This window comes from Oceanimonas sp. MB9 (assembly GCF_011319775.1).
Taxonomy (GTDB): Bacteria; Pseudomonadota; Gammaproteobacteria; order Enterobacterales; family Aeromonadaceae; genus Oceanimonas; species Oceanimonas doudoroffii.
Genome location: NZ_VFBE01000005.1, coordinates 432,672 through 458,054 on the forward strand (window position 1 = coordinate 432,672; position 25,383 = coordinate 458,054).

Genomic DNA, 25,383 nt, shown 5'->3' on the forward strand with positions numbered 1-25,383 from the left:
ACATGACCACGGCCACCACCCAAGGCTGGCTGAGCGACGAGCAAATCGCCGCCTACCAGCGCGATGGCGCCATTGTGATCAAGGGCGTATTCAAGGACTGGATTGAGTCGCTGCGGGCCGGCTTTGACCGCGTGTTGCAGGATCCGAGCGAGCATGGTCGGGAGAACGTCACCGGCACCGATTCCGGCCGTTTTTTTGAGGACTATTGCAACTGGCAGCGCATTCCCGAGTTTCGCCGATGGATTGAGCAGTCGCCCGGCGCCGCCATTGTGGGTGAAGCCACCGGCTCCGAGGCTGTTCAGGTGTTTCACGAGCATATTCTGGTCAAGGAGCCGGGAACCTCCAAGGCCACTCCCTGGCACCAGGACAACCCCTATTACTGCGTGGACGGCGATCAGACCGGCAGTTACTGGATACCGCTGGATCCCATTACCCCGGAAAACGCCCTGCAGGTGGTGCTGGGCTCCCACCGTTGGCCCAAACCGGTGCGCCCGAGCAAATGGTCCACCAATGCTTCATGGTATGCCGACGACAGCCCCTATATGGACATGCCGGACATCGACAACGGCGACTTTGAGATTTTGATCCCCGAGATGGAGCTGGGGGATGCCCTGTTGTTCAACTTTAAGACGGTGCATGGCGCCCCGGGCAACCAGACTCGAAACCGTCGCCGGGCTTTCTCCACCCGGTTTATGGGGGATGACGTTCGCTTTGTTGACCGGGGCGGTCCTACCTCACCGCCCTTTGACGGCATCAACCTGCAAACCGGCGACAGAATGCGCGAAGACTGGTTTCCGGTGGTGTGGCGTCGTTGATCCCTGACGCGCTATAGAATAAATACTCAACAGGTTATGCTTTTTCAGCATAACCTGTTTGTTTTTATTCTTTTGGCCCCTGACTCCGCCTCGTTAGAATCCCGCCGTTAATTGGTTACCGGAGAAACAATATGACCACAGCCATTGCCACGGCGAGTGACCGCCGTGCTCCCCTGAGTCTGGGCGTGCTGGCGCTGATACTGGCCGGCGCACTCGCCCTGCTGCAGTTGGCCGGATTGCGTCAGATGGCGCTGTTTGCGGTAGGGGCCGCACTGGGTCTGGTGTTGTATCACGCCGCCTTTGGCTTTACCTCGTCCTGGCGGGTGATGATTACCGAGAGGCGCGGTCGTGGCCTGCGCGCCCAGATGGTGATGCTGGCGCTGGCGGTATTGCTGTTTTTCCCCGCCCTGAGTCAGGGCGATCTGGCCGGCCAGGCGGTGAGCGGATTTGTGTCACCGCTCGGCACCTCGGTGCTGGTGGGCGCCTTTATCTTTGGAGTCGGCATGCAGCTGGGAGGCGGCTGCGCCTCGGGCACCCTGTTTACCGCCGGCGGCGGTAACGCACGCATGCTGGTGACCCTGGTGTTCTTTTGTGTGGGCTCGCTTATCTCCACCCATCATGTGGACTGGTGGTTTTCCCTGCCGGCCCTTGAGCCCGTATCCCTGGTAGAGCAATTGGGCCTGATGCCGGCGTTGGTGCTTAACCTGGCGGTGTTTGCCTTGATCGCCGGAGCAACCGTCGTGCTGGAAAAACGCCGCCATGGTGGTTTGGAGGCGAAAGCGGCCGGCGCACATCAGGGGTTGGCGCGCCTGCTGAAAGGGCCCTGGCCGCTGATCTGGGGCGCGGTAGCCCTGGCGTTGCTGAACTACGCCACCCTGGCGCTGGCCGGTCGGCCCTGGGGGGTCACGTCCGCCTTTGCGCTGTGGAGTGCCAAACTGGCCCAGGGCGCCGGGCTGGATGTGAGCGGCTGGGCCTTCTGGCAGTATCCGGGCAATGCCAGTGCCCTGTCGGCGCCGGTGTGGCAGGACATTACCAGCGTCATGAACATCGGCATTATGCTGGGTGCCCTGCTGGCGGCGGTGCTGGCCGGCAAGTTTGCCCCCAATCTGCGCATTCCGCGCCGCTCCCTGCTGGCGGCGGTGATCGGTGGCCTGCTGCTGGGTTACGGCGCACGCATGGCCTATGGCTGCAACATAGGCGCCTACTTCAGCGGCATCGCCTCCGGCAGCCTGCACGGCTGGCTGTGGCTGGTGGCGGCCTTTGCCGGCAACATGATGGGAGTACGCCTGCGCGGCTGGTTCTTTCCGGGCGAGCGGCCCAAACCGGCGCTGAACGGCTGTTGACGCAAAAAGCCCGCCATTGCGGGCTTTTTTGTGGCCGGAGGGCTGTGCTCAGCGGTGTCCTTGATCTTCCTTGATCATGTCGGCGGCCTTTTCGCCGATCATGATGGAGGGCGCGTTGGTATTGCCGGAAACAATCAGCGGCATGATGGAGGCGTCGGCCACCCTCAGCCCTTCAATGCCGTGCACGCGCAGCCGGTGGTCGACCACGGCCATGTCGTCCTGGCCCATTTTGCAGGTGCTGGTGGGGTGGTAAATGGTCTGGCTGAAACGTCGGGCCGCCTCCAGCAGCTCGTCGTCGCTCTGGTACTGGCGGCCGGGCACATGCTCGTCGGTGATCACCGGGCGCAGGGCATCGGCTTCGGCAATGCGTCGGGCCACCTTGATGGCATCCACCGCCACTCGGCAGTCTTCCTCGGTGGACAGGTAGTTGGGCTGAATGGACGGATATTGATGCGGATCAGCGCTGCGAATGCGAATTCGGCCCCGGCTGTGCGGGCGCAACTGGCAAACGGAAGCGGTAAAGGCCGAAAAGGGGTGCACCCCTTCACCGGGCTTATCGGCACTCAGTGGTTGCATATGGAACTGAATGTCGGGCCGATCCAGTTCATCCCGGGATTGAGTAAACACATAAACCTGGCTGGCGGCCAGGGTCAGGGGGCCGGTGCGGGACAGCGCATACTGCATGCCCACGCCCATTTTCTTCAGGGGGTTGTTCACTTCATCGTTCAGGGTGCGGCAGCGGGTTTTAAACACCAGGCGGATCTGCAGGTGATCCTGCAGGTTTTCGCCCACTCCGGGCAGGGTATGCCGGCAGTCCACCCCGACCGAGGCCAGGTGTTCCGGATCGCCAATGCCGGAGCATTGCAGGATCTGCGGTGAGCCGATGGCACCGGCGCTCAGCACCACCTCCCGAGTGGCCCGGGCCAGCAGGCGCTCACCCTTGTGTTCAAATTCAATGCCGGTGGCCTGTTTGCCTTCCAGCAGAATACGCCGCGTGTGGGCATGAGTCAGCAGGGTGAGATTGGGGCGCTTGAGTGCCGGCCGCAAAAAGGCCTTGGCGCTGCTGCAGCGCAAGCCCTTGTGGGCGGTTTGCTGAAAATAGCCCACCCCTTCCTGACGTTCGCCATTGCAGTCCGGGTTGGCGGGAATACCGGTCTGCTGGGCGGCTTCGATAAAGCGCTCGGCAATTTCCCGGCGCAGGCGCAGATCGGACACTTTCAGCGGCCCGTCCACGCCATGATAGGCATTTTCGCCCCTGGACTGGCACTCGGACTTTTTAAAGTAGGGCAGCACCTCGTCAAAGCTCCAGCCGTCGTTGCCGAGGGCGGCCCAGTCGTCGTAGTCCTGGTGCTGGCCGCGAATGTAAAGCAGACCGTTCAGTGAGCTGGAGCCACCCAGCACCTTACCCCGGGGCCACTGCAGCTGGCGTCCGTCGATGCCCTGATCCGGATCCGTGACATAGCACCAGTCGGTGGCCGGATTATGCATGGTCTTGAAGTAGCCGACCGGTACGTGAATCCAGGGGTTCCAGTCCCGTCCACCGGCTTCCAGCAGCAGCACGCGAATGGCGGGGTCTTCGCTGAGCCGGTTGGCCAGCACACAGCCGGCCGAGCCGGCACCCACCACGATATAGTCGAACTCGCCGAACACACGGTTTTTATACAGAGACATAACCACTCCAGAAAAATGAGACGTTTTGTATCAAAATATACGCTATATGCGAGTTGGCAAGTTTTTTGTTGGTTTTTTGTTATGTTTTTGATGATGGTGTCACCGGTTTTATGGCTTATGCACTCGATGGATCGGCGTGAAGGAAGTGGACCAAGGTGAAACAAGGAAGGCAATATATTGAAAATAATGTGATTTAAATAAAATGAAACTTTTTGTATCACTTTTTATTGATTGCCTGTTGACACTTTGGTCAATCGATTTCTATAGTTCCACTCGTTGTTAGTGAGTAACTGTTTTTTAACATTCCGACGAGGGACAGGGAGAGGTCAATCATGAAGTACATATCAGGCGCAGTTTCATCCGCCGTGCTGGCCATGCTGATAAGCGGCCAGGCCGCCGCCGAGTATCAGGGGCCCAAGGTTCAGTTCAAGCTGGCTCACCCGGCTCCTCCGGGCAGTCATATCACCGCGGCCTACAAAAAGTTTGCCGACCTGGTCAAGGAAAAGTCCGATGGCCGTATTCGAGTCAAGGTGTTTCCGGGGGCGATACTGGGCAGCGACCGGGTGATGATCGAAGGGGCTCAGCGCGGCACCCTGGAAGTGGGAGTCAGCTCCACACCCAACCTAGCCAGTTTTACATCGGTATTCCAGGTGTTTGACCTGCCCTACATCACCAGTCCCGACAAACAGGAACAGCTGTACCGCGCCTTGGACAAGGGGCAGCCCCTGCATGCCTACCTGGAGCAGGCGGCCAACGACATCGGCCTGCAACCGCTGATGTATGCCGAATACGGCTACCGCAATTTCGTGTCCAAAGACCGCCCGCTGACCGGTCCCGACTCCCTGGCCGGTCTCAAGATGCGCACCACCGACTCGCCGGTGGACGTGGCGGTGGCCAAGGCGCTGGGCGCCAATCCTTCGCCCATATCCTGGGGGGAGGTGTATACCGCCCTGCAGCAGGGCACCATAGATGCCGAGGGCAATACCTTTGATCTGATGGTGGGCGCCAAGCATCACGAAAACCTGCAATATGCCATCACTTCGGCCCATAACTATGGCATGCAGGTGGCCATGGCCAACAAGAAGTGGTGGGACAGCCTGCCGGCCGAGGCACAAGAGATACTGGAGCAGGCGTCGGCCGAGGCCCTGGAATACCAGCGTACCGAGGCCTATCCCGCCGATCAGAAAAAGGCGCGGGAAAGCATGCTGGCCGCCGGCGTGACCATTCATGAAACCACCGAAGAAGACATGGCCCGTTTTCGAGAGCTGACCCGGCCGGTGTTCAGCCAGTTTGCCGAGCGCCTGCCCGCCGAGCTGGTAAAGCTGGTGCAAGACACCCAGAGCTGATCCTTACCCCTGGCCCGGGCACAGGCCCGGGCCCGGTAAAACCCGATACCGGAGCCTTATATGGATACCCTGAAGCTGGATGGTGCCATGGCGCACAACAAGCCGCGCTTGCAGCTGACCCGGCTGCTTCAAGACCTGGAAAAACCCCTGCTGTTTATCGGCCTGCTGGCGATGATTCTGATCATCAATTACCAGACCTTCTTTCGTTATACCCTTTCAACCCTGCAGGAGCTGGTGGCGACTCCCGGCTTTATGCAGGCCGTGGGAGGGCTGATTGATCCTGAGTCATTGCGCCAGGGCCTGCGTCAGGCCGCCGGCTGGGGTATCTGGACCGAAGAGCTGGCCCGTTACATCTTTATCTGGATCTCCTATCTGGCGGTGTCCCTGTCCATTCTCACCCGTAGTGGCATACGGGTGGACGTGCTGCATAACCGCTTGCCCGCGCGCGCCCAGGCGGTGCTGTGGATAGCCATTGACGGCTGCACCCTGGTGCTGGTCACCATGTTTGCGGTGATGGGCGCCGATTATGTTCAGATGCAGCTGGCCATGCCGCAGACCACACCGGCGCTGCAGATTGGCTATTACCTGCCTTATTTGATCCTGCCCATCGGTTTTGGTCTGATGGCGGTACGGACCCTGCAGTCGCTGTGGCGTCAGGGCCGGGCCATGTCATTGGCCGATGTGGTGCTGGGACTGGCCCTGGCGGCCATGCTGTTCATGCCCGTGCTGTTGTCGGACGAGTGGAGTGCCACCGGGCTGTTGTTTGGCTACTTTGTGCTGTTTCTGATGCTGGGGGTGCCCATCGCCTTTGCCCTGGGCCTGGCCGGCCTGGTGACCGTGCTGGGCGCCGGCACCCTGCCGGTGGATTACCTGGCGCAAATCGCCTTTTCTTCCATCGACTCCTTTCCCATCATGGCCATTCCCTTCTTTATCGCCGCCGGCGTGTTCATGGGGGCGGGCGGCCTGTCCCGCCGGCTGCTGGCGCTGGGCGATGAGCTGGTGGGGGCCCTGCCCGGGGGCATGGCGCTGGCCAGCATCATGACCTGTATTTTCTTTGCCGCTATCAGCGGCTCGGGTCCGGCTACGGTGGCCGCCATCGGCACCATCACCATTCCGGCCATGGTGGCCCGAGGTTACGACAAGTATTTTGCCGCCACCGTGGTGGCCTGTGCCGGCGCCATCGGGGTAATTATTCCCCCCAGCAATCCCTTTGTGGTCTATGGCGTATCGGCCCAGGTGTCCATCGGCGAGCTGTTTATCGCCGGCATCGTGCCCGGCCTCATCATGGGCGCGGCGTTGATGGTGGTGGTCTATGTGGTGTCCAAGAAACATGGCTGGTACGGCGAGGCGCGCGAGCGCTCCCTGAAAACCCTGCTGGCCAGCACCTGGCAGGCCAAGTGGGCACTGATGGTGCCGGTGATCGTGCTCGGTGGCATTTATGGCGGCATCATGACCCCGACCGAGGCGGCGGCGGTGGCGGCCTTCTATGGCCTGTTGGTGGGGCTGTTTATTCACAAGGAGCTGTCGCTGGCCAGTTTGTGGAATGCCAGCCAGGAAGCGGTGGGCATCTCCTCCATCATTATCGTGCTGATGGCCATGGCCACCATTTTCGGCAACATCATGACCATAGAGCAGATTCCGGAAACCATTGCCGATCTGATCCTGTCGATCACCAGCAACAAGTGGGCGATCCTCATCATGATCAACCTCTTTCTGCTGTGGATTGGCATTTTCATGGAGGCGCTGGCGGCCATCGTCATCCTGACTCCCATACTGTTGCCCCTGGTGACCGCCGTGGGTGTGCATCCGGTGCACTTCGGGGTGATGATGGTGATGAACCTGGCCATCGGCTTTGTCACACCGCCGGTGGGGGTCAACCTGTTTGTGGCCAGCGGCATTGCCAGCGTCGGCATCGGCGGCCTGGCCCGCCGGGTCTGGCCCTATCTGCTGGTGATGATAGCGGTGCTGCTGCTGATTACCTATGTGCCTTCCCTTTCCCTGCTGTTACTGTAATCGCCATTTATCAAGGGGCCTGCTGGCCCCTTTTGTTATTAAGGAGCGCCCATGAGTGAGCCATTATACCGGGCGGTAAGGGCCGCAGGCCGGCTGGCCGACACCCTGGAAAACGAGCCCGGCCCGCCGGTGTGCCTGGCGGTGGTGGATGACGGAGGGACACTGGTTTATCTTCACCGCATGGCGGGGGCGCCGGCCCGGCTGGTGGCCATTGCCACCGCCAAGGCCTATACCGCGGTCAGAATGGGCCAGCCAACCCAGTCCTTTCGTGAGCGGCTGGAGCGGGAAAGGCTGACCCTGGCCGATTTTCAGGACACGGGGCTGACTTCCCTGCCCGGAGGCTGGCCGCTGTCACTGACCGGCAACCTGTGGGCCGGCCTGGGGATCAGCGGTCGTACCCTGGCCGAGGATGAGCGGCTGTGCCGGCGCTGGCTCGATAGCCTGAATACGGACTCTCAAGGGGAGACCGGCGGCGTAGCATCCTGATTTTCCTATGATAAGATGCCTGTTCAATGTTACAGGAGAGTCTATGAGCACCGCTGCCAGCGCAACCAATTCCACCCTGCTGAGAGCCTTTGCCCTGCTGGAGGAAATCCTTGCGGAAGAGAGGGGAATAACGGCCGCCGAACTGTGCCAGCGGCTCGACGTACCCAAACCTACCATACATCGCCTGATTGGCCAGCTGGAGCAGGAAGGCCTGCTGCAAAAAGAGCCCGATGGTCGTTACCTGGCTCCGGGCCCCCGGCTGCGACGCATGGCCCTGGGGGTACTGGCCCATCGCAGTGTGGGTGCCGCCCGCCGGGCGGTGTTGCAGCGACTGGCGGACGAGCTGGGGGAAACCTGCAACCTGACCCTGCTCGACGGTCATGAGCTGGTTTATTTTGAACGGGTGGAAACCAACTGGCCGGTGCGCATTCAGTTGCATCCGGGCTCGCGCATGCCGTTGCATTGCACCGCCAGCGGTAAGCTGTTTTTGGCCATGATGCCGGTACACCAGCGCAAGGCCTTGCTGTCGACACTGAGCCTGGTTGCCCATACCGAGAATACCATCACCGACAGGGGGCAACTGGAGCAGGAGCTGGACAAAATCGCGGCCCAGGCCCTGAGCACCGACAATGAAGAATTGATCGAAGGCATGGTGGCGCTGGCGGTGCCCATTTATGACGACGTGGGCCAGGTGCGGGCGGCGGTGGCGGTGCATGCCCCCACCATTCGCAAACCGCTGGCCAGCCTGACGGAATGGGCGCCCGCCCTGCGGCGGGCGGCCCTGCAGTTGGAAAAGGTGCTCGATCTGTAACCGGCAGTCCTGGTATGAGTAGGACTTATTCAGCGCTCAGCTGCTGTTTAAGCTCCGCCAGCAGCCGTATGCCCGGCTCGATCCGCTCCAGCGGAATGGCCGAGAAACCAAGTTTGAGGGTATTGGTCGGCAGGCCTTCGCCAATGTGATAGCTGTCGCCGCTGATGATCAGCAGATCGTGATCGGCCGCCAGCCGCTTCAGGGCAGCGCCGTCCAGTCCGGAAGGCAGGGTCAGCCAGCAGGACGAGCCGCCGATGGACGAAACCCGGCAGTCGGGCAAATGCTGTTGCAGGGCCTCGGCCAGGCAACGGGCCCGCTCTTCAAACACCCTCGCCAGCTTGCGTACCAGGGCATCGTGGTAGCCCAGAGACAGAAACAGGGCAACGGCGCGCTGGTTGTTCAGGGGGGGGTGGCGCAGCATCAGCTGGCGCAGGTTGCGGGCCTCCTGAATCACCGGGGCCGGCGCCACCAGAAAGCCCATGCGCAGCCCGGGTGCCAGGGTTTTTGACAGGCTGCCGACGTAAAGCACCCGGCCCTTGTCGTCCAGGCTTTTCAGCGCCGGGGTAGGGTGGCTGTCGAAGTTCATCTCCATTTCGTAATCGTCTTCAATCAGCAGGAAGTCATGCTGCTCGGCCAGCCGCAGCAGGGCCTGACGCCGTTCCAGCGGCAGGGTGACCGTGGTCGGACACTGGTGGCTGGGGGTCAGGTAGATGGCATCACAGCCGGACAGCTGATCGTCCACCACCAGCCCCTGTTCGTCCACCGCCAGGCTTTGAATGCGGGCGCCAAAGAGGCGGGCAATATGGGCGGCGCTGGGATAGCCCGGATCCTCAATGCCAAAGCAGGCCTGCCGGTCCAGCAACAGCTGGGCCAGCAGGTAGATCGCCTGCTGGGAGCCGACGGTGATCAGAATTTCGTCATTACTGGCCCGTATGCCCCGGCTCGGCAGAATGCGTTTTTGCAGCTGTTCGATCAGCATGGGATCGTCGCTGTCGTATCTGTCCGAACCCCAGTCTCGAATGGCCTGCACGCTCACCGCATCACGCCAGCACCGGCGCCAGTGCTGAACCGGAAACAGGCTGTTGTCGAGCTGGCTGTAGACAAAGGGATAGCGATAACGCTGCCAGTTGTGAGACAGGCTGGCATTGGGCTGCTGACCCGGCCGAGCCTTGAACCGGCTGGCCCAGTCCAGGCCGGCCCCCGGGCGGGCGCCGTTGCCGGAACCGGTACCGCCGACCGCCTCGGCCTGAAAGTGGGGGTTGACGAAATAGCCGTGTCGTTCACGGGAGACCAGATACCCATCGGCCACCAGGCTGTCGTACACCAGTACCACGGTATTGCGGGACACATTGAGGTTTTTGGCCAGGTTACGGCAGGAAGGCAGCGGGCTGTCGGGGGACATAAAACCTTCCAGAATGGCACTGACCAGCTGTTCCCTTACCTGCCGTTGCAGGGTGGCCGGGGCGCTTCTGTCCAGGTGAAACAATGCGGACATGTTGGTGCTCTCCCTTGCTATCGATAAATCGTGCTGGCTGTTACCGACCAGCTACAGCATAGACAAAAAAACGAAACAACATGAGACATATTGTTTCGTTTTTTATGTGATCGCAAGGGGGATTTTGATGATGCCTTACAGCATTTGTCGCCACAGGGCCGCGGTGAGCACGCCGGCGGCAATGGCCGGCAGCGGCTTTTTCAGTACCAACATCACCAGGCCGGTAGCCAGCAGGGCGGCCCGGGCACCACCGTCGCCGTTCACCGCCTGGGGCGTGAGAATGGCGATCAGCACCGACCCCGACATGGCGCTGATAAAGTTCTGCACCCGGCGGTTGATGGGAATAAAGGACATTACCAGCACGCCGCCCAGGCGGGTGAACAGGGTCACTACCGCCATCACGGCAATGATAATCAGGGTGCCGTTTCCGGCGGTGTCGAGCATCATTCTCCTTTCTCCATCCAGATGGCACCCAGGGCGCCACCGGCCAGTGCCCCCACCACCACATGACTGTTTTCCGGCAACCACCAGTATGCCGCCATGGAGGTGACCCCAGCCACAATCCAGATGGCCAGGGTGCGCAAATCCTTGCGGGCACCCAAGGCCATGGCCAGCAGAAAGCAGCCCAGTACCATGTCCAGGCCGATACTCACCGGATCCTCAATGGCGCTGCCGAAGCGAATGCCCAGCCAGGTGCCGACCATCCAGAAGCTCCAGATGGCCATGCCGCCGCCCAGCAAAATACCCAGCGCCCGTTCGCCCTTGTGAAACTGCTGCATGGCCAGGGCCCAGTTGGCGTCTGAGGCAAACAACATAATGCCGTAACGCTTGGCCGGTGGTAGGTGGCGCAACCAGGGGTAGAGGGTGGCGCCCATCAGCAGGTGACGGGCATTAATGGCGAAAGTGGTAATCATCAAGGGCACCAGCGGAACCTGCAGGCCCCAGATATCCAGGGCGGCGAACTGGGAGGTGCCGGCGAACACGGCGGCGCTCATCAGCACGATGCTGGTGTCGCTGAGGCCGGTTTGGTGCGCGGCCAGACCAAAGGCCAGACCAAAGGCGGCTACAAAGAAGGAGAGCGGCAGCAGCTGTTTAAAGCCCAGCCAGGTGTCCTGCCGATCCAGTTGTGCCTGAGCGGCGTAGGTGTCCATAGGATTCCTGCGGTGAAGGCGGAAAACCGACAGCATACCATAGGGGATAGTAAGGGTGAGGTAGCCGTTTCACACATCAGTGCTGATGGGTCAGCGATTTGCCTCCTGAAATTGCTGTTCAAGCTCTCGGGTTCGACTTTCTGTTAGGCGTCTGAGTTCCTCGCTGTGAACCAGTGGTTGCATGGAGCCGCCTTCATAGGCCGACGACACCAGCTCGGCCTGGGCATCGCGAAAACGCAGCCAGGCGCGCTGGGCGGCTTTGAGTTTTTTCCGGCGGTCGGATGCCAATGAGTTCATCAGTTGGCCGTAAGCCTGGTTCAACGCCCTGTCGGCGGCCTGGTAGTTCCGCTGAGATTGCTGGTTCATTTCCACCTGAGTGGCGGCGAGGGTGAGGGCAGGCAGCAGCCAGAAAGCGGCCAGTAAAAGGCGTAATGTCATTATGAAAGTCCTTTGGGAGGTGCTTTACCTGAGTCAAGCCGCTAACAAAAAGGCTCGCGTGGAGCAGACCTTTGGCAGAAAGCATATGGCATAGCCTTTTATGTTTCCTTTTTTTATGACGTTTTTGGGATTCGGCCGGTTCGTGGATCGCTTGCTGGCGTTGACGAAAGCATAAGGCCATGCTCAAATTTTGCCTTTATAAAGCAACAAATATCGGGCGCAGAGGAATATATGGAAACGGATGACAGATACATCGTCCCTGGCTTGGTGCGGGGACTGGAGGCACTTCAGGCCTTCAGCAACGAAAAAAGGGAGCTGAGTGTGTCCGAACTGGCCGAAATTATCGGGGTCAACCGCTCCAGCGCCTTTCGTGTTGCTTACACCCTGGAGCATTGTGGCTTTTTGCAGAAGGAGGAAAACTCCCGGCGCTACAGCCTGAACTCAAAGGTGCTGGAGCTGGGGTTTACCTATCTTTCCGGGCTGGATCTGTTGGAGCCTTCACGGCCCATTATGCAGCGACTGCGGGATCAAACCACCATTGCCTGCCATTTGGTGATTCGCCAGGGCACCGATATCGTATTCGTGGATCGCTATCAGTCCACGGGGCCTTTTACCAGCACGGTCGGGGTCGGTACCCGCTGGCCGGCTCACGCCACCGTGACCGGCCAATTACTGCTTTCCGATATGTCCGATGAGGCCATCACCGAGCTGTACCAGGATTACCAGTGGGAAGCCTTTACCGAGGACACACCCGCCAGCCTGGAGGCGCTGTTGGCGCGTATCCGCGAGGTGCGTGGGCAGCCGGCCCTGGTCAGTTGGGGTTACTTCAATCCGGGCATGGCCGCCTGTGCCGCCCCCATTTTCCGGCAGAGCGACGGCGGCATGATTGCCTCGGTCTCGGTCAGCTGCCCGCTTGGCGGTATTCCCCGGGAAGAATTTGAAGGCCGTATACGTGATGCGGTGATCTCCGCCGCCCAGAGCCTGTCCCGCACCCTGAGCCTGAACAACGCCCATTCCTGAGTCCACTGCGCCGTTTGCGCGCCCCGACTTTCCTTGCAACGCCATGCCGACCGCATGGCGTTTTTTTTTGTGGTGTGCCTGACGCGGGCGCATTGTCGTGCTTCGACTCCGTGTGGGGTTTCCTTCTGCTTCATGTCGCCTGCGCCCCTCACCGTCCCGCCTTACTTTTTTCATTAACAATTCAGACGCTTGGCTGACACGTTTATTCACAATGTAAACATTGTGTTGACATGCTTTGTTAAGGAATCTAACCTTTGTTTTAAATGTGAATAATTGTTTTGTATGTAAAACAGGAGCAACCAAGCCATGAACTGGGTTTCCATTTGCAAGGTGGGCGACATCTCCGATGAGAGCCCGCTGGCCGTCAAGGTTGGCGACAAGGAAATAGGGGTGTTCAGGGTCGAGGGGCGGCTGCACGCCATCGAGGATATTTGCCCTCATGCCTACGCCCTGCTCACCGAAGGCTTTATCGAAGGCCGTACCGTCGAGTGTCCGCTGCACGAGGCCATCTTTGACATTCCCACCGGCAAGCTGCAGAGCGGCCCCGGCTGTCGCGACCTGAACCTCTATGAGGTACGGATCGAGGGCGACGACGTACTGCTGAACATGGCATGACAAGGAACTGCACCATGGATAATTTCAATCCCAAACTGGCCGCCTGGCTGAAAAAGGAACCCGCCACCGAGGCCGGCCTGAACAACATCCAGATCCCGGGCAAAACCCGCAACCTGGTGTGGCAGAACCGCTATCGCGAGCCCACCCGCTACGAGCAGGAGCTGGTCAGCCAGCTGGAAAGCGCTTTCGCGGAGGGGATCGTCGAGCTGGTCGAGCTGGTCGCTACCCTCAATCGGCGCGGGTTGCGCAACGAGGCCGGCGAGGCCTGGACCCTCGCCAATTTTCAGGACGAAATGGCCCGCCTCGGTTACTGAAGGGCGCATCACAGGGAATCTAGGAGAACACGATGAATCAACAGCTTGCAGTAGAACGCCATCTGGATTTGGGCCTCAAGGATCTGTGGTATCCGGTGGTGTCCAGCTGGGAAGTGGGCAACAGCCCGGTCGGCATCACCCGCCTGGGCGAGAATATCGTGCTGTGGCGCGATAACGAGGGCAGGGTCAACGCACTGGAAGATCGCTGTCCGCACCGGGGGGCGCGGCTGTCCCTGGGCTGGAACCTGGGCGACCGGGTGGCCTGCTGGTACCACGGGGTAGAAGTGAAGGGGGACGGCGTGGTCGCCGATGTTCCGGCGGTGAGTGCCTGCCCCATGACCGGCAGCAAATGCCTGCGCGCCTACCCGGTGATCGAAAAGCATGGCGCCATCTTCCTCTGGTTCGGCCTGGAGCCGGACGGTGAGCCCGACGATCTGGTGCTGCCTGAACAGCTCGAAAGCGAGGAGTGGAGCAGCTTCCTGTGCCAGGCGGACTGGGCGGTGAATCATCGTTATGCCATCGACAACGTCATGGATCCCATGCACGGCAGCTACCTGCACTGTACCTCCCACTCCATGGCGGAAGGGGACAAGAGCGCCGACATGCGGGCCCGCAATACCGAGCACGGCTTCGTCTTTGAAAAGGTCGGCCAGACCGGGGTCAACTTCGACTGGGTCGAGTTCGGCAGCAGCGGTGCTTCCTGGCTGCGTCTGTCCATTCCCTACCGCCAGCAGTTTGGCCCGGGCGGTGAATTCTGGATCGTCGGCCTGGCCACCCCGGTGGACGAGCATCACACGCGAGTGTTTTTCTGGCGGGCGCGCAAGGTCACCGGTTGGCAGCGTGACGTGTGGCGTTTCCTTTACCGCAACCACCTGGAGCAACTGCATTGGGATGTGCTGGAGCAGGATCGCGTCATCCTCGAGCAGATGGCACCCAACGCCCGCGATCACGAATTCCTCTACCAGCACGACGTCGGGTTGTCGCGCCTGCGCCGGTTGATGAAAAAAACCGCCGAACAGCAACTGGCCCGGCTGGCGGCCAGGCAAGAGGCAGAGTGCCATGAGTAAGCTGTTGCAGGGCAAAAAGCTGCTGATCACCGGCGGTGCCCGGGGGCTGGGGCTGGACTTCGCCCGCGCCGCCACCGCCGCCGGCGCCGAGGTGGCCCTGGCCGATATTCTCACCGAACAGGTGATGGCACAGGCCAAGGGCCTGGCCGCCGAGGGACATATCGCCCACGGCCTGGCCTTGGACCTGGCAGATCCGGCTTCTATTGAGGCCTGTGCCCGGGACGCCGCCGGCCGGCTCGGCGGCCTAGATGGCCTGGTCAACTGCGGAGCCATCGCCACCGGTATCGGCGGCGTCGACATGACCGAGCTGGATATAGAGGTGTGGGACAGGGTGATGACCGTCAACGTGCGCGGCAGCTGGCTGATGACCCGGGCGGCGGTGCCCTACCTCAAGGCCGCCGGGGCGGGCAAGGTGGTCAATATCGCCTCCGACACCGCCCTCTGGGGCGCGCCCCGGCTGCTGGCCTACGTGGCCAGCAAGGGCGCCTTGCTGGCGATGACCCGCTCCATGGCCCGGGAGCTCGGTGAATACAACATCTGCGTCAACGCCGTCAGCCCGGGGCTGACTCTGGTGGAGGCCACCGAATACGTGCCCCAGGCTCGCCACGACCAATACGTGGACGGCCGCGCCATCCACCGGCCCCAGTTGCCGGAGGACGTCAACGGCGCCGTGCTCTACCTGCTGTCGGATCTGTCGTCCTTCGTCACCGGCCAGAACCTGCCGGTCAACGGCGGCTTCGTCTTCAACTGACCGGCTGCCCAACAAGAGAGAGTGTGACCATGAAAATTACCGGAATTGAGGCCCTGAAATTCGGGGTGGATGACAGGCAAAAGGCCGCCCGTTTTCTCGCCGACTTCGGCCTGAGCCGTGGCGAGAGCGATATTCCCGGGGCGGATCTGTTCCTCACCCTGAACCGAAGCCGGCTCTACCTGTTCGATAGGGATGACGCCCGGCTGCCGGCCGCCTTCGAGCCCGGCTCCACCCTGCGTGAAGTGGTGTGGGGGGTCGAAAGCGCCGCCTGCCTGGAGCAACTGGCCGAGCGCCTGGTCGGCGTCGAGGGCCTGGTCTGCGACGCCGAGGGCCTGAGTTGTCGGGATCCCAACGGCATGACCCTGCGCTTCCGGCCGAGCGCCGTGCAGTCGGTCGAACTGCGGGTGGCCGCCATCAACCAGCACGGCGACATCCGCCGGGTGGATGAGGCCAGCCCGGTCTACGAGCGGGGCGAGCCCATCGGCGTGGGCCATGTGGTGTTTTTCACCCCCGACCTGGCCGGGGCCGAGGCCTTCTACCGGGATCGGCTCGGCTTTCACCTGTCCGACTGCTACGAGGGCAAGGGGGCTTTCATGCGCTGTGCCGCCGAAGGTCACCATCACGATCTCTTTTTGCTGCATGTACCGGGCAAGCCCGCCGGCCTCAACCACGTGGCCTTTACCGTGCGCGACATCCACGAGGTGATCGGCGCCGGCATGGCGATGAATCGCCGGGGCTGGTCCACCTTTATTGGCCCGGGCCGCCACCCCATTTCTTCCGCCTATTTCTGGTACGTGAACAGCCCCTTGGGCGGTGCCTTCGAGTATTACACCAACGACGACTACCTCACTCCCGCCTGGCAGCCCCGCACCATGGAGCACCGGCTGGAGCTCTTTACCGAGTGGGCGATCGAGGGTGGCCTGGACGGCGATACCCGGCGCCAGGTCAAACAGGGAGGCTGAGCCATGAATCCATCGATTTCCCGCATCGTCATTATCGGCGCAGGCCAGGCTGGCGCCTGGGCGGCTCACACCTTGAGGCAACAGGGGTATGGGGGCAGCCTGGCCGTGGTGTCCGACGAAGAGCGGGTTTTTTATGAGCGGCCGCCCCTGTCCAAGCAGGTACTGGCCGGCAACATGGCCCCGGCGGCGCTGCAATTGTTTTCGGACGAGGCCATTGACGCCATGAACATCGACTGGCACAAGCCGGCCCGGGCCACCGCCATCGATCGTCGGGCTCATGTGGTCACCCTCGACAACGGCACCAAGTTGCCCTACGACAAGCTGCTGCTGGCCACCGGCAGCCGGGCCCGGGTGCCGGTGCAGGAATGGCTGAACCTGCCCCGGGTGTTCACCCTGCGCACCCCCGAGGATGCGGCCCGTCTGGGCGAGCGGCTGGCCCCGGGCAAGCGCCTGGCCGTTCTCGGGGGCGGCTGGATCGGCCTGGAAGTGGCCGCCACCGCCCGGGCCAAGGGAGTAGCGGTCAGCCTGTTCGAGTTGGGCGAGCGGCTCTGTGCCCGCAGCGTGCGCCCCGAGGTGTCCGATTTCCTGCGGGATCTGCATCTGGGGCAGGGCGTCGAAGTTAACCTGGATTGTGGCCTCCTCGAGCTGGTGGCCGGCGATGACGGCACCCTGCGCCTGTTCCGGGGCGAACAACTGCTGCTGGAGGCCGACGCGGTGGTGGTGGGAGCGGGGGCCGAAATCGCCACCGAGCTGGGCCGCGACGCCGGCCTGGAAGTGGCCCAGGGGCTGGTCGTCGACGAACAGGGGCAGACCTCGGATCCGGACATCTATGCCGCCGGCGATGTCGCCATCCACCCCGGGCTGGGCTTTTGCATCCAGTCCTGGGCCAATGCCCAGAACCAGGCCATCTCGGCGGCGAAAGCCATGCTTGGCGAGGCCAGCCCCTATCGGGAGGAGCCCTGGATCTGGTCGGATCAATACGATTGCAATATCCAGATATTGGGCATTCCCGCCAGCGGCGGCAGCCGGCTGGTGCGGCGGCAGAGCGGCGAGCGGCAACACGCCTTTATCTATCTGGATCAGGACGATCGGTTGCAGTCGATGATCGCGGTCAACGACGCCAGGCTGGTCAAGCTCGGCAAGCGATGGCTCAGGGCCGGCACCGTGCTGCCCGCCGAGCAGCTGGCCGATCCCGCCGTTAATCTGATGTCGCTGAAACCGTAAAACGGAATAAAGGATTATAAGTATGGAAACGCTGAAGGAAGCCACCGGGGCTGTCAATATGCCGGTACCGTCTCGCCTGTTTAAGCAATGGTCCATTTCCCTCGTGCTGATGGTGTGCGTGGTACTGGCATTTTTCGACAAGATAAGCATTGCCGTGCTGTTCTCGGACCCGGTGTTTCAAGAGGCGATGGGCATCGGCACCGACAAGACCCAACTCGGCTGGCTGATGACCAGTTTCCTGCTGGCTTACGGCTTTTCTTCCATCTTCCTGAGTGGTGTCGGTGATCTCATCAACCCGCGTACCTGTCTGCTGGTGAGCGTGGGCTCCTGGGGCATTCTCATGGCGCTGATGGGCCTGGCCACCAGTTACGAACAGCTGCTGGCGTTGCGAGTGCTGCTCGGCATCGCCGAAGGCCCGTTGTTTGCCCTGGCCTACAGCATTGTCAAACAATGCTATAGCGCCGGTCAGCAGGCCCGGGCCAGCACCATGTTCCTGCTCGGCACCCCCATCGGCGCCGCACTCGGTTTTCCCATCACCGCCCTTATTCTCAACCTGTACGGCTGGCAGATGACCTTCTTCGTGATGGCGGCCCTGACCCTGGTGACCCTGGCGGTGGTGTATTTCGGCCTCAAGGGGATTCATCTTAACGCCGAGACCCGGCAGTCCGGCGGCAGGAAGCGGGTGGGCTGGCGGCAGCATCTGCGCAACAGCCGGCTGTTGTTCACCACACCGGCGTTCTGGGCCCTGTGCCTGTTCAATGTCGCCCTGCTCACTTATCTCTGGGGCCTGAACGGCTGGCTGCCGAGCTATCTGATCGAGGAAAAGGGCGTGGATCTCGAATCCTTTGGGGCCCTGTCGTCGCTGCCCTTTATCGCCATGCTGACGGGGGAAATTGCCGGTGCCTTCCTGTCGGACAAAACCGGCAGGCGTGCGGCCCAGGTGTTCGGCGGGCTGCTGGTTGCCGGCCTGTCCCTCTACCTGGTGCTGCAGTTGGAAGCGGCGGTGCCGGCCATTCTCGTCATGTCGGTGAGCGCCATGAGCTGGGGCTTCGGCGTGTCGTCGGTGTTCGCCTTGCTGGCCCGCATTACCCCGGCCGAGGTGAGCGCCACCGCCGGCGGCATTTTCAATGGCTTCGGCAACTTCGCCGGCGCCGCCGCTCCGGTGCTGATGGGCTATATCGTGACGCAGACCGGCGACTTCAACCTGGGGCTGTTGTTCCTGGTCTGGGTGGCGGTGATCGGCTCCCTGATGCTGGTGCCACTGGTCAGAAAATACTGAGTTAATCCCACTGTTTACTTGATTCCGCCTTTGCGGAAGGGCTTCCCCTTGCCCGCAAACGGCGCAAACACCACTGAGAGAGGTAACACAAGATGAACCCGAAATTCGATACCTGGAACAAGCCCGCCGAAAAGAGCCTGGGAGAATGGCTGGACAGCCGCATTGCCCGCTTCAGCACCCGTCGTTATGACTTTGAGGCCCTGAAATTTCAGGCCGATTTCGATCCCAAGTACCGCCGCGCCCAGATGCGTTACATGGGGACCGGCGCGACCGGGGTGAAGAATGACAGCAATACCGTCCCCTCCGAGCACTTCACCTTCTCCACCATGGTGTTGCCGGCTCAGTGCGAAGGTCCATTGCACGTGCATCACGACGTGGAGGAGGTGTTCTTCATGCTGCGCGGTGCCATCACCCTGTTTGTGGAGCACGAAGGGGAGAAGTTCGAGACCCGGCTGAGCGAGCGGGATCTGATCTCCATTCCGCCCGGTATCTACCGCGGCCTGTTCAACCACGGCGAGGAAGACGCCCTGATGTGCGTGATGCTGGGGGCCAACAAGCCGACCATTCCGACCTATCCGGAAGATCATCCCCTGGCCAAGATCAAGCGGGCCTGACCATGAGCGCCCTGGTCAATAGCCTGCCCGATTTTCCGCTGCGCCACCTCGACCTCGGCGGCCGCCGGCTGGCCTATCGCAGCGCCGGCCGGGGCCCGGCCCTGGTGTTGTTGCACGGCATCAGCTCGGGCTCCGGCTCCTGGGTCTGCCAGCTGGAGCGCCTGGCCCGGGAATTTACCCTGGTCGCCTGGGACGCCCCGGGCTATGGCCAGAGCGCGCCGCTGGCAACCGCGACGCCGTCGGCCCTGGACTACGCCGCCGTACTGCACGAACTCGTGGTGGCGTTGGAGCTGGAGCGGCCGCTGGTATTGGGTCACTCCCTGGGAGCCATGATAGGCGCCGCCTACGCCAGCCGCCATCCGGACGGGGTGCGCGGCCTGGTGCTGGCCAACCCGGCTCAGGGTTACGGCCGGGCCGATGCCGACACCCGCACACAGGTATACCGCAAGCGCCCGGAAATGCTGCGCAAACTGGGCCATCAGGGGCTGGCGGCGGCCCGCGGACCCGTGTTGTTGTCCCAGCATGCCGGCCAGGAACAATTGGATCTGGTCGCCCACGGCATGATGGGGCTGACCCTGGACGGTTTCGAGGCCGCCTCCTACCTGTTGGCCCATGACGATATCCGGAATTACCTGGCGGACTATTCCGCGCCCATCGGCGTTATCTACGGCGAGGAAGACGTGATCACCCCGCCCGCCGGGGTACTGGAGCTGGCCGCCGGGCATCCCGGGGTCGGCATCGAATCCCTGGCCGGGGCGGGTCACGCCAGCTATATCGATCAGCCCGACGCGTTCAACCGGGCCTTGCGCCGCCTGGCCGGGGCCTTACCGAATCGAGGAGTACAAGCATGAGTTTCAAACTGCAAGGCAAGGTGGCCGTGGTCACCGGCGGCTCGTCCGGCATCGGGCTGGAGACGGTTCGGCTGCTGCTGGCGGAGGGGGCCCGGGTGGCCTGGTGTGGCCGCAACGCCGAGCGGCTGGCCGCCTCCCTGGCGGAGATGCGTGCCGCCTTTCCCGGGGCCGAATGCCTGACCCAGGCCTGCGATGTGCTGGACAGGACCGAGGTGGCCGCCTTAGCGGCCGCGGTGGAAGCCCGCTTCGGCGGTGCCGATCTGCTGATCAACAACGCCGGTCAGGGCCGGGTATCGAATTTCGAGCAGACCGAGGATGACGACTGGGTAGCCGAGACCCGGCTCAAGACCTTCAGCGTGCTTCACCCGATCCGCGCCTTTCTGCCCCAGCTCGAGCGCTCGGATTGTCCGTCTATCACCAATGTCAACTCGCTGCTGGCGCTGCAGCCGGAGCCGCACATGATCGCCACCTCGGCGGCCCGGGCGGCGCTGCTCAACCTGACCCACTCCCTGGCCCATGAATTTTCCGCCAGGGGCATTCGGGTCAACTCCATCCTGCTCGGCATGGTGGAGTCGGATCAGTGGCGCCGCCGTTTCGCCGAGCGAAGCGACCGGGATCAGGACTGGGACAACTGGACCGGCGCCATTGCCGAACGCCGGGGCATTCCCATGGGCAGGCTGGGCAAGCCGGAAGAGCCGGCCCGGGCCCTGGTGTTCCTGGCCTCGCCGTTGGCGTCCTATACCACCGGCGCCGCCCTGGATGTGTCCGGCGGCTTCAACAAGCACCTGTAGGAGGGGCGATGAAACAGCTGATGATGATCGGGTTCGGCGCCATGGCGCGGGAAGTGCTGGCGCTGCTGCCGGCGGAGCTGAGCCTGAAATGGCTGCTGGTGCCGGCGTCCCGGGTGGCCGAGGTGCAAGCCGAGCTGGGGCCGGCCGTGACCGTGCTGAGCCGGGTGGAAGACTGTGACGCCACCCCGGATCTGGTGGTGGAATGCGCCGGCCAGGCGGCGGTGCGTGAACACGGCAGCGCCGTGTTGGCCCGGGGCTGGACCCTGGGACTGATCTCGGTCGGTGCCCTGGCCGACGAGGCCCTGGCCCGGGATCTGCGCCTGGCCGCCGCCCAGGGCGAAGGCCGCATCCTGGCCCTGGCCGGGGCCATCGCTGGCATCGACGGCCTGGCCGCGGCCCGGGAAGGGGGACTGGAGACGGTGACCTATCAGGGTCGCAAGAGCCCCCAGAGCTGGCGTGGCAGCCCGGCGGAAAGCCTGGTGGATCTGGACGGTGTCACCGAGCCGACGGTGTTCTTCAGCGGCACGGCGCGGGAGGCGGCGCGGCTGTTCCCGGCCAATGCCAACGTGGCGGCGACCATCGCCCTGGCCGGGCTCGGCATGGACCACACCCGGGTCGAACTGGTGGTGGATCCGGACAGCCGGCGCAACCAGCACCGGATCCGGGCCAGCGGCCGTTTCGGCGAGCTGGACATCGCCCTGAGCGGGCTGCCGCTGGCCGCCAATCCCAAAACCTCCACCCTGGCGGCGCTGAGTGTGGTGCGTGCCTGCCGTCAGTGCACGGATCCCCTGGTTATTTAAGGAGTCATGTCATGGTTAGACCCATTTTTATCGGCGGCGAATGGCGCCAGGGCCGGGGCCCGGTGAGCATCAGCCACTTCCCGGCGGACGGCAGCATCAACGCCGAGGTCGGCACCGCCAGCGTCGAGGACGTGGAAGAGGCGGTGCAGGCCGCCGAGCGCGCCTGGCGCCATCCGTCCTGGCGGCAGTCCCTGCCGCACCAGCGCGCCGCCGTGCTGTACCGAGTGGCGGACCTGATCGAACAGCGCAGCGAACAATTGGCCGCCCTGCAGACCCGGGACAACGGCAAGCCGCTGGCAGAAACCCGGGCCCTGGTGGCCAGCGCCGCCGGCACCGCCCGCTACTTCGCCGCCGCCTGCGAGACCCTGGACGAGCAGCTCAATACTCCGCGCGCCCCGGATTTCATGACCCTGAGCGTGCATGAGCCCATCGGCGTGGTGGCCGCCATTACCCCCTGGAATTCGCCCATCGCCAGCGAGATGCAGAAAATTGCCCCGGCCCTGGCCGGCGGCAACGCCGTGCTGCTCAAGCCCGCCGATGCCACTCCGCTGGCGGCGCTGGAGCTGGCCAAACTGTTCGAGGAGGCCGGCCTGCCCAAGGGACTGCTGAGCATACTGCCGGGGCGCGGCTCCGTGGTGGGCGAGGCCCTGGCCCGTCACCCCCTGGTGCGCAAGATTTCCTTCACCGGCGGCACCAACACCGGTCGCCGCCTGGCCCATGTGGCGGCGGACAAGTTGATCCCCACCTCGCTGGAGCTGGGCGGCAAGTCGCCCACCATAGTGCTGGAGGACGCGGATCTCGAGTTGGCCGCCAAGGGCGTGGTCTACGGCATCTTCAGCTCCGCCGGCCAGGCCTGCATCGCCGGCTCCCGGCTGTTCGTGCATCGCAGCCTCTACGATCGTTTCCTCACCCGGCTGCTGGAGCTGACCCGGGAGCTGCGGGTCGGTCACCCGGAGAGTCCCGGCATTCACATGGGGCCGCTTATCAACGAGGCCCACCTCGCCTCGGTGGCCGACTACGTGGCCCTGGCCCGGGCCGAGGGCTGCAAGGTGCTGTGCGGCGGCGAACGGCTCACCGAGGGGGAACTGGCCGAGGGCTGTTTCTATCCGCCCACCATCATCGCCGGCCTGCCCAACGGTGCCCGGGTATGCCAGGAGGAAATCTTCGGGCCCGTGCTGGTGGTGATGCGCTTCGACGACGAAGAACAGCTGGTCGCCGAGGCCAACGACAGCGTGTTCGGCCTGGCCGCCGGCATCTGGAGCGAGGACTTCCGCCGGGCCTGGCGCCTGGCGCGTCGGCTCGAGGCCGGCACCATCTGGATCAATACCTACAAAAAATTCTCGGTTTCCGCTCCCTTCGGCGGTTTCAAGGAAAGTGGTCTCGGCCGGGAAAAAGGCCGTCAGGGCGTGCTCGCCTACATGCAGCAGAAGAGCATCTACGTGGGCCTGAGTGACCAACCCAACCCCTGGTGCTGCTAAGCCCGGGCTAACGACTGAACAGAACAAGGACAGCATTATGAGCAACAGAGTCAATGTGGGCGAAGCCATCGCCCGGGTACTGGAAGCCCACGGCGTAACCAGCGCCTACGGGGTCATCTCCATCCACAACCTGCCCATCGCCGACGCCATCGGCCGGCGCGAACGGATCCGTTTCGTGGCCGCCCGGGGAGAGGCCGGCGCCGTGACCATGGCCGACGCCCACGGTCGTTTCTCCGGCCTGGGCGTGGCCATCACCAGCACCGGCGCCGGTGCCGGCAACGCCGTGGGTGCCCTGCTGGAGGCGCTGAACGCCGCCAGCCCGCTGATCCACCTCACCGGCCAGGTCGAGCGGGAATACCTGGATCGGGACGCCAGCTTCATCCACGAAACCCGGGATCAGCTGACCTTCCTCAAGGCCAGCAGCAAGGCGGCCTTCCGTATCACCAGCCCGGAGCAGGCGGTGGGCGTGTTGCGTGAGGCGATCCGCGTGGCCACCACAGTGCCCATGGGACCGGTGAGCGTGGAGCTGCCCATCGATGTACAGGCGGCGGAGATCACCCTGCCCGCCGAGCTGGGCCCGGTGCGTCCCCTGGCGCAGCCGGCGCCGGCAGAGCAGGAGCTGGACGCCCTGGCGGCGGCGCTGACGGCGGCCAGGCGCCCGCTGCTGTGGGTGGGGGGCGGCGCCCTGCACTGCAGCGAGGAAGTGGCGGCACTGGCGGATCTGGGGGTGGCGGTGATCTCCTCTACCCACGGCCGCGGCATCCTGCCCGATGCCCACCCGCGCAGCCTGGGTGCCTTCCACAACTCGGCGGCGGTCGAGGCGTTGATGGCCGATTGTGACCTGGCGCTGGTGGTGGGCTCGCGCCTGCGCAGTAATGAGACCCGCACCTATTCCCTGGCCCTGCCGCGCCCCCTGTATCAGGTGGATGCCAACCCGGCGGCGGCCCAGCGCAATTACCCGGTGGACCATTTCATCTGTGGCGACGCCAAGCCGGTGCTGGCCGCCCTAGTGGCGGCGCTGCGGGACCGGGCCAAGGTCAACCCCGAGTTCGACCGGGCCATCGCCGAGGCGAAAACGGCGGCGGTGGCGGCGCTCACCGAGCAGCTCGGCCCCTATGCCACCCTCTGCGGACAGCTGCGGGCGGCGCTGCCGGATGACGGCATCCTGGTGCGCGACATCACCATGTCCGGTAGCACCTGGGGCAGCCGGTTGTTTCCCATTCAGGCGCCCAATACCAATATCCACTCCCTGGCCGGCGCCATCGGCATGGGACTGGCCATGGCCATCGGTACCGCCGTGGCCAACCCGGCACGCAAGGTGGTGGGCCTGGTGGGCGACGGTGGCCTGATGCTGGGGGTGGGCGAGCTGGCGACCATGGTGCAGGAACAGACCAACCTGGTGCTGCTGGTGATGAACGACGGCGGCTACGGGGTGATGCGTGGCATCCAGAACCAGTACTTCGGTGGTCGCCAGTACTTCAACCAGCTGCATGCCCCCGACTTCAAGGCCATGGGCGAGGCCGTGGGCCTGGCCAGCTGGAAGGCGGCGAGCCTGGCCGAGTTCGAACAGGCCATCGGCGAGGCCATGGCGGTGCAGGGACCGGCCCTGGTGGAAGTGGAGATGAACGGCATAGGCCCGCTCAACTTCGCCGGTCCGCCCCAGAAGAAGTTGTACTGATCAAGACAATGGGCTGACCAGCCCCGCTTCCGAGGGAGCGGGGCCGGCGGTCCCTTGCCCCGGCCTCCCGTTCCGGGAAGAGGTGCAGCGTCCCGACGGCGCCCTGCGTTGCGGCCGGGTACCCTAGCCTAACAGCCGCTCTGACGCGCTGTGGCCTTGCCGTGCCCGCGGTTTGGGTATTTGCCGGCTGAGCTCCCTTTGCCTTTTCTCGCTGTGGTTGCGGGCCCTGCCGGCAGGCCGGAGGTCCGGTTGCCGATTGTTAAAAAAATGTTTCTTTTGGGGTTTGACAGGGAGAAACAAAGCGATTTAGAGTTTTATTGTATTTGAAACAAAGTTTCACATATGAAATTTTTAGGGTGAGCATCACCCG

At 63.2% G+C, this 25,383-nt stretch carries 25 protein-coding genes; 20 read left to right on the plus strand and 5 right to left on the minus strand.

The window, feature by feature from the left end; genetic code table 11:
• The first annotated feature begins 2 nt into the window (after positions 1-2).
• Both OJHNALOF_RS05235 and OJHNALOF_RS05240 read left to right on the plus strand, forming a co-directional pair.
• Complete coding sequence (locus OJHNALOF_RS05235) at positions 3-815, plus strand: phytanoyl-CoA dioxygenase family protein (protein WP_165661379.1); 813 nt, start codon at positions 3-5, stop codon at positions 813-815.
• A gap of 131 nt (positions 816-946) precedes the next feature.
• A complete protein-coding gene (locus OJHNALOF_RS05240) occupies positions 947-2,158 on the plus strand; it encodes a YeeE/YedE family protein (RefSeq protein WP_165661380.1) in 1,212 nt (403 codons plus the stop codon).
• A 48-nt stretch (positions 2,159-2,206) separates the two neighbouring features.
• On the opposite strand, the gene OJHNALOF_RS05245 is transcribed toward OJHNALOF_RS05240, so the two are convergent.
• The gene (locus OJHNALOF_RS05245; RefSeq protein ID WP_206063566.1) at positions 2,207-3,829 is read right to left on the minus strand and encodes a GMC family oxidoreductase; all 1,623 of its coding nucleotides are present in this window, start codon (positions 3,827-3,829) and stop codon (positions 2,207-2,209) included.
• Positions 3,830-4,161: 332 nt separating this feature from the next.
• Between OJHNALOF_RS05245 and OJHNALOF_RS05250 the strand changes: the two genes are divergently transcribed.
• Genes OJHNALOF_RS05250 through OJHNALOF_RS05265 form a run of 4 tightly spaced genes read left to right on the plus strand, consistent with a single transcriptional unit; the run spans position 4,162 to position 8,485 of the window.
• Positions 4,162-5,175: a TRAP transporter substrate-binding protein gene (locus OJHNALOF_RS05250; RefSeq protein ID WP_094200140.1), complete on the plus strand. Its 1,014-nt coding sequence runs from the start codon at positions 4,162-4,164 to the stop codon at positions 5,173-5,175.
• A gap of 60 nt (positions 5,176-5,235) precedes the next feature.
• Positions 5,236-7,188 carry a TRAP transporter large permease subunit gene (locus OJHNALOF_RS05255; RefSeq protein WP_206063567.1) on the plus strand — a complete coding sequence of 651 codons (1,953 nt, stop codon included), beginning with the start codon at positions 5,236-5,238 and terminating at the stop codon, positions 7,186-7,188.
• Positions 7,189-7,239: 51 nt separating this feature from the next.
• Positions 7,240-7,674, plus strand: coding sequence for a heme-binding protein (locus tag OJHNALOF_RS05260; protein ID WP_165661381.1), 435 nt, complete (start codon positions 7,240-7,242; stop codon positions 7,672-7,674).
• Between the two features lie 43 nt (positions 7,675-7,717).
• Positions 7,718-8,485: an IclR family transcriptional regulator gene (locus OJHNALOF_RS05265; RefSeq protein WP_094200138.1), complete on the plus strand. Its 768-nt coding sequence runs from the start codon at positions 7,718-7,720 to the stop codon at positions 8,483-8,485.
• A gap of 25 nt (positions 8,486-8,510) precedes the next feature.
• On the opposite strand, the gene OJHNALOF_RS05270 is transcribed toward OJHNALOF_RS05265, so the two are convergent.
• From OJHNALOF_RS05270 to OJHNALOF_RS05285, 4 genes are all read right to left on the minus strand, one after another.
• On the minus strand, positions 8,511-9,980 hold the full coding sequence (locus OJHNALOF_RS05270) for a PLP-dependent aminotransferase family protein (RefSeq protein WP_165661382.1): 1,470 nt from the start codon (positions 9,978-9,980) through the stop codon (positions 8,511-8,513).
• A gap of 135 nt (positions 9,981-10,115) precedes the next feature.
• The gene (locus OJHNALOF_RS05275; RefSeq protein ID WP_094200136.1) at positions 10,116-10,427 is read right to left on the minus strand and encodes an AzlD family protein; all 312 of its coding nucleotides are present in this window, start codon (positions 10,425-10,427) and stop codon (positions 10,116-10,118) included.
• Positions 10,424-11,131, minus strand: coding sequence for an AzlC family ABC transporter permease (locus tag OJHNALOF_RS05280; protein ID WP_094200135.1), 708 nt, complete (start codon positions 11,129-11,131; stop codon positions 10,424-10,426). Before OJHNALOF_RS05280 ends, OJHNALOF_RS05275 begins: the two co-directional genes overlap by 4 nt.
• Positions 11,132-11,221: 90 nt before the next feature.
• Positions 11,222-11,569, minus strand: coding sequence for a lysozyme inhibitor LprI family protein (locus OJHNALOF_RS05285; protein WP_165661383.1), 348 nt, complete (start codon positions 11,567-11,569; stop codon positions 11,222-11,224).
• Between the two features lie 231 nt (positions 11,570-11,800).
• On the opposite strand from OJHNALOF_RS05285, the gene OJHNALOF_RS05290 reads away from it, so the two are divergent.
• The 14 genes from OJHNALOF_RS05290 (at position 11,801) to OJHNALOF_RS05355 (ending at position 25,013) form a co-directional block, all read left to right on the plus strand.
• A complete protein-coding gene (locus OJHNALOF_RS05290) occupies positions 11,801-12,589 on the plus strand; it encodes an IclR family transcriptional regulator (RefSeq protein WP_094200133.1) in 789 nt (262 codons plus the stop codon).
• A gap of 306 nt (positions 12,590-12,895) precedes the next feature.
• Positions 12,896-13,204 (plus strand): non-heme iron oxygenase ferredoxin subunit, encoded by a 309-nt coding sequence (locus OJHNALOF_RS05295; protein WP_094200132.1) that lies wholly within the window; start codon positions 12,896-12,898, stop codon positions 13,202-13,204.
• A 14-nt stretch (positions 13,205-13,218) separates the two neighbouring features.
• Entirely contained in the window at positions 13,219-13,518 is a 300-nt protein-coding gene (locus tag OJHNALOF_RS05300; protein ID WP_165661384.1) for a recombinase-like helix-turn-helix domain-containing protein, read from the plus strand.
• 32 nt (positions 13,519-13,550) lie between these two features.
• Positions 13,551-14,585, plus strand: coding sequence for an aromatic ring-hydroxylating dioxygenase subunit alpha (locus OJHNALOF_RS05305; RefSeq protein ID WP_165661385.1), 1,035 nt, complete (start codon positions 13,551-13,553; stop codon positions 14,583-14,585).
• Positions 14,578-15,336, plus strand: coding sequence for an SDR family oxidoreductase (locus tag OJHNALOF_RS05310; RefSeq protein WP_165661386.1), 759 nt, complete (start codon positions 14,578-14,580; stop codon positions 15,334-15,336). Before OJHNALOF_RS05305 ends, OJHNALOF_RS05310 begins: the two co-directional genes overlap by 8 nt.
• Positions 15,337-15,365: 29 nt before the next feature.
• Positions 15,366-16,298, plus strand: coding sequence for a VOC family protein (locus OJHNALOF_RS05315; RefSeq protein WP_165661387.1), 933 nt, complete (start codon positions 15,366-15,368; stop codon positions 16,296-16,298).
• A gap of 3 nt (positions 16,299-16,301) precedes the next feature.
• A complete protein-coding gene (locus tag OJHNALOF_RS05320) occupies positions 16,302-17,522 on the plus strand; it encodes an NAD(P)/FAD-dependent oxidoreductase (protein WP_206063568.1) in 1,221 nt (406 codons plus the stop codon).
• 22 nt (positions 17,523-17,544) lie between these two features.
• Complete coding sequence (locus tag OJHNALOF_RS05325) at positions 17,545-18,801, plus strand: MFS transporter (RefSeq protein WP_165661388.1); 1,257 nt, start codon at positions 17,545-17,547, stop codon at positions 18,799-18,801.
• A 92-nt stretch (positions 18,802-18,893) separates the two neighbouring features.
• Positions 18,894-19,415 (plus strand): cupin domain-containing protein, encoded by a 522-nt coding sequence (locus OJHNALOF_RS05330; protein ID WP_094200125.1) that lies wholly within the window; start codon positions 18,894-18,896, stop codon positions 19,413-19,415.
• 2 nt (positions 19,416-19,417) lie between these two features.
• Positions 19,418-20,266 (plus strand): alpha/beta fold hydrolase, encoded by an 849-nt coding sequence (locus OJHNALOF_RS05335; protein WP_165661389.1) that lies wholly within the window; start codon positions 19,418-19,420, stop codon positions 20,264-20,266.
• Positions 20,263-21,057, plus strand: coding sequence for an SDR family oxidoreductase (locus OJHNALOF_RS05340; RefSeq protein ID WP_165661390.1), 795 nt, complete (start codon positions 20,263-20,265; stop codon positions 21,055-21,057). The genes OJHNALOF_RS05335 and OJHNALOF_RS05340 overlap by 4 nt, the downstream gene beginning before the upstream one ends.
• A gap of 8 nt (positions 21,058-21,065) precedes the next feature.
• Complete coding sequence (locus tag OJHNALOF_RS05345; RefSeq protein ID WP_165661391.1) at positions 21,066-21,857, plus strand: aspartate dehydrogenase; 792 nt, start codon at positions 21,066-21,068, stop codon at positions 21,855-21,857.
• Between the two features lie 11 nt (positions 21,858-21,868).
• Positions 21,869-23,335 carry an aldehyde dehydrogenase gene (locus OJHNALOF_RS05350; protein WP_165661392.1) on the plus strand — a complete coding sequence of 489 codons (1,467 nt, stop codon included), beginning with the start codon at positions 21,869-21,871 and terminating at the stop codon, positions 23,333-23,335.
• Between the two features lie 37 nt (positions 23,336-23,372).
• The gene (locus OJHNALOF_RS05355) at positions 23,373-25,013 is read left to right on the plus strand and encodes a thiamine pyrophosphate-binding protein (RefSeq protein ID WP_165661393.1); all 1,641 of its coding nucleotides are present in this window, start codon (positions 23,373-23,375) and stop codon (positions 25,011-25,013) included.
• Positions 25,014-25,383 lie beyond the last annotated feature (370 nt).

Bases quoted from the DNA above. Each gene is read 5' to 3' on its own strand.
- OJHNALOF_RS05235 (WP_165661379.1), top strand. From the start codon at position 3: ATGACCACGGCCACCACCCAAGGCTGGCTGAGCGACGAGCAAATCGCC.
- OJHNALOF_RS05240 (WP_165661380.1), top strand. From the start codon at position 947: ATGACCACAGCCATTGCCACGGCGAGTGACCGCCGTGCTCCCCTGAGT.
- OJHNALOF_RS05245 (WP_206063566.1), bottom strand. From the start codon at position 3,829: ATGTCTCTGTATAAAAACCGTGTGTTCGGCGAGTTCGACTATATCGTG.
- OJHNALOF_RS05250 (WP_094200140.1), top strand. From the start codon at position 4,162: ATGAAGTACATATCAGGCGCAGTTTCATCCGCCGTGCTGGCCATGCTG.
- OJHNALOF_RS05255 (WP_206063567.1), top strand. From the start codon at position 5,236: ATGGATACCCTGAAGCTGGATGGTGCCATGGCGCACAACAAGCCGCGC.
- OJHNALOF_RS05260 (WP_165661381.1), top strand. From the start codon at position 7,240: ATGAGTGAGCCATTATACCGGGCGGTAAGGGCCGCAGGCCGGCTGGCC.
- OJHNALOF_RS05265 (WP_094200138.1), top strand. From the start codon at position 7,718: ATGAGCACCGCTGCCAGCGCAACCAATTCCACCCTGCTGAGAGCCTTT.
- OJHNALOF_RS05270 (WP_165661382.1), bottom strand. From the start codon at position 9,980: ATGTCCGCATTGTTTCACCTGGACAGAAGCGCCCCGGCCACCCTGCAA.
- OJHNALOF_RS05275 (WP_094200136.1), bottom strand. From the start codon at position 10,427: ATGATGCTCGACACCGCCGGAAACGGCACCCTGATTATCATTGCCGTG.
- OJHNALOF_RS05280 (WP_094200135.1), bottom strand. From the start codon at position 11,131: ATGGACACCTACGCCGCTCAGGCACAACTGGATCGGCAGGACACCTGG.
- OJHNALOF_RS05285 (WP_165661383.1), bottom strand. From the start codon at position 11,569: ATGACATTACGCCTTTTACTGGCCGCTTTCTGGCTGCTGCCTGCCCTC.
- OJHNALOF_RS05290 (WP_094200133.1), top strand. From the start codon at position 11,801: ATGGAAACGGATGACAGATACATCGTCCCTGGCTTGGTGCGGGGACTG.
- OJHNALOF_RS05295 (WP_094200132.1), top strand. From the start codon at position 12,896: ATGAACTGGGTTTCCATTTGCAAGGTGGGCGACATCTCCGATGAGAGC.
- OJHNALOF_RS05300 (WP_165661384.1), top strand. From the start codon at position 13,219: ATGGATAATTTCAATCCCAAACTGGCCGCCTGGCTGAAAAAGGAACCC.
- OJHNALOF_RS05305 (WP_165661385.1), top strand. From the start codon at position 13,551: ATGAATCAACAGCTTGCAGTAGAACGCCATCTGGATTTGGGCCTCAAG.
- OJHNALOF_RS05310 (WP_165661386.1), top strand. From the start codon at position 14,578: ATGAGTAAGCTGTTGCAGGGCAAAAAGCTGCTGATCACCGGCGGTGCC.
- OJHNALOF_RS05315 (WP_165661387.1), top strand. From the start codon at position 15,366: ATGAAAATTACCGGAATTGAGGCCCTGAAATTCGGGGTGGATGACAGG.
- OJHNALOF_RS05320 (WP_206063568.1), top strand. From the start codon at position 16,302: ATGAATCCATCGATTTCCCGCATCGTCATTATCGGCGCAGGCCAGGCT.
- OJHNALOF_RS05325 (WP_165661388.1), top strand. From the start codon at position 17,545: ATGGAAACGCTGAAGGAAGCCACCGGGGCTGTCAATATGCCGGTACCG.
- OJHNALOF_RS05330 (WP_094200125.1), top strand. From the start codon at position 18,894: ATGAACCCGAAATTCGATACCTGGAACAAGCCCGCCGAAAAGAGCCTG.
- OJHNALOF_RS05335 (WP_165661389.1), top strand. From the start codon at position 19,418: ATGAGCGCCCTGGTCAATAGCCTGCCCGATTTTCCGCTGCGCCACCTC.
- OJHNALOF_RS05340 (WP_165661390.1), top strand. From the start codon at position 20,263: ATGAGTTTCAAACTGCAAGGCAAGGTGGCCGTGGTCACCGGCGGCTCG.
- OJHNALOF_RS05345 (WP_165661391.1), top strand. From the start codon at position 21,066: ATGAAACAGCTGATGATGATCGGGTTCGGCGCCATGGCGCGGGAAGTG.
- OJHNALOF_RS05350 (WP_165661392.1), top strand. From the start codon at position 21,869: ATGGTTAGACCCATTTTTATCGGCGGCGAATGGCGCCAGGGCCGGGGC.
- OJHNALOF_RS05355 (WP_165661393.1), top strand. From the start codon at position 23,373: ATGAGCAACAGAGTCAATGTGGGCGAAGCCATCGCCCGGGTACTGGAA.